Below are 2439 nucleotides of genomic sequence, written 5' to 3' on the forward strand. Positions count from 1 at the left end.
GCCGACGACCGCGTCGCCGCGGCGACCGATCCCGCCGACACCGAGCCCGCCGAAGTCGATCAGGTCCTGGTCGTGGGGCGCGGGGACAAGCCGGTCACCGTCGTGCCGCGCGGTCTCGCGGTCTCGCTGGGCCAGACCGAGTTCGAGGCGATCAACGCGGTCAATGTCGAAGACCTGATGAAGTACGCGCCCGACTTCTTCGTGCGCAAACGCTTCGCCGGCGACGACAACGCCGTCGTCGCCCTGCGGGGGACCAACACCGTCCAGAGCGCCCGCACCATCGTGCTGGTCGACGGCTTCCTGGTCTCCAACTTCCTGGGCAACCGCTACGACTATCCGCCCAAGTGGAACGTCGTCGGCCCGGCGGAAGTGCGCCAGTTCGACATCGTCTACGGACCCTATTCGGCCCGTTACGGCGGCAACTCGATGGGCGGGGTGATCTCGGTCACCACCCGCGAGCCCGAGCCGGGTCGCGAGATCTACGCCAACGCCCAGACCATGATCATGCCGTTCAAGGAGTACGGCTTTGATCAGACCTTCAAGGGCTACAGCGCCGAGGGCGGGATCTCCTACAAGCAGGACGACGGCCCGTGGAGCGTGCGCGGCGGCTTCCGGCATTTCGAGAACACCGGCCAGTCGATGACCTACAACCTGTTGTCGGCGACGACCGGAACGGGAACGGCCGTCACCGGCGCCTATGACGACAAGCGCCTGGCCACGCCGGTGTTTGGCGCGGCCTCGCCGGTGCATGTGATCCAGGACCAGCTTCGCCTTCGGCTCGGCTATGCGGCGGCCAACGGCTGGGACATCCAGGCCCTGGGCTTTGCCTGGAAGACCAACCAGGACCTGACCAATCCGCGCAGCTGGCTGGTCGATGCATCGGGCAAGGCGGTCTATCAGGGCAAGGTCAGCTATGGCGGCAAGACCTGGAACGCCACGGGCCTCACCTTCTCCGAGACCGACCGCACCGAATATCTGGCCGGCCTGAAGCTGGCCGGCCCGCTGGCCGGCTGGAAGGCCGCGTTCAACCTGTCGCGCTACTGGATCCCCGACCAGGATTCGCGCACCTCCAACGACTACGCCACGGGCGCGAGCAACGGCGCGGGCACCCAGAGCCGCCAGACCAAGCCGGGCTGGTGGACGGGCGATGCGACCTTCGACCGCGCCTTCGGCAAGCACGAGGTCGGCGTTGGCATGAACGCCAACCTCTACGAGGCCGGAACCGACACCTACACCACGACCAACTGGCATAGGGCGACCGCGCCGGTCTACTCGACCTCGACCTACGGCAAGACCAGCCTGTGGGGCGTCTGGGCCGAGGACGCCTATGACCTGGACGGCAACTTCGTCCTGACCGGCGGCCTGCGCTTCGACAGCTGGCGGGCCTTTGACGGCGGCATCGGCAAGCGGGTGAGCGGCGCGCGCGTCGACAGCACCTATCCGGAACGCGACGAGACCTCGGTCAGCCCGAAGCTCTCGATGCAAGGCCAGATTCCGGGTGGCTTCGAGCTGCAGGTCAGCCTCGGGACCGCCAAGCGTTTTCCGACCGTCGGCGAACTCTTCCAGGGCCGGTTCGATGACATCACCCGCCAGATCGATCCCACCAGCTATGACCCCAACCTGAAGTCTGAAAAGTCCAAGGACGCCAGCGTCATCCTGCGTCGGACGTTCGGGAAGGTCCGCTCAACGACCAGCCTGTTCTACCAGGACATCGACGATGCGATCTTCAGCTTCAGCGGCCTGAACCAGTACGGCACGGTCATCACCTCGTACAAGAACGTCGACAAGGTCCGGCAATACGGTCTGGAGCTGATCCTGGAGGCCAGCGACGTCCTGATCCCGGGCCTGGACATCGACGCCAATGTCACGCGGATCGACGCCAAGACGATCAGGAACGCCGCCAACACCGCCGCCGAGGGGGTGAAGTTCCCGCGCATACCCGATTGGCGCTCCAGCGGTAATGTCCGTTATCGCATCAGCGACAGCCTCAAGGCCTCGTTGGGCTGGCGCTACGCCTCGCGGCCCAATTCCGACCTGTTCGGCCTGGTGCGCGGCGACGCCTACGGCTTCCAGACCGAATACTTCACGGTCGATACGCGGGCGTCGTGGGACGTCACCAAGAAGGCCCAGCTCAGCATCGGGATCGACAATCTGTTCAACGACCGGGCCTACGTCTCGCACCCGCTGCCGCAGCGGACCTTCGTCGTCGACATCAAGACCAAGTGGTAGGAGCCTGACCCCATGACCGCTTCCAGCCCTGCCCTGGCCAAGGCCCGACGGACGATCTTCGACTACCGCGCGATCTGGCGCTGGCACTTCTACGCCGGGCTGTTCTGCGCACCGTTCATCGTCATCCTGGCGATCACCGGCTCGATCTACCTGTTCAAGCCGCAGGTCGAGGCCTGGCTGGATCGGCCCTATGACCACCTGGCGCTGACG

The 2439-nt window shown here is 65.7% G+C and carries 2 protein-coding genes; both read left to right on the forward strand.

Annotated elements, in window-relative coordinates; all coding sequences use genetic code 11:
* The coding region (locus WAL33_RS08470; protein WP_422180380.1) for a TonB-dependent receptor at nucleotides 1-2229 on the forward strand (2229 nt) is incomplete at its 5' end.
* A 12-nt stretch (nucleotides 2230-2241) separates the two neighbouring features.
* Nucleotides 2242-2439: PepSY domain-containing protein (locus WAL33_RS08475; RefSeq protein WP_422180382.1), on the forward strand; the 198-nt coding region annotated here is incomplete at its 3' end.

It is taken from the genome of Caulobacter sp. (assembly GCF_049283275.1).
Classification (GTDB): Bacteria; Pseudomonadota; Alphaproteobacteria; order Caulobacterales; family Caulobacteraceae; genus Caulobacter.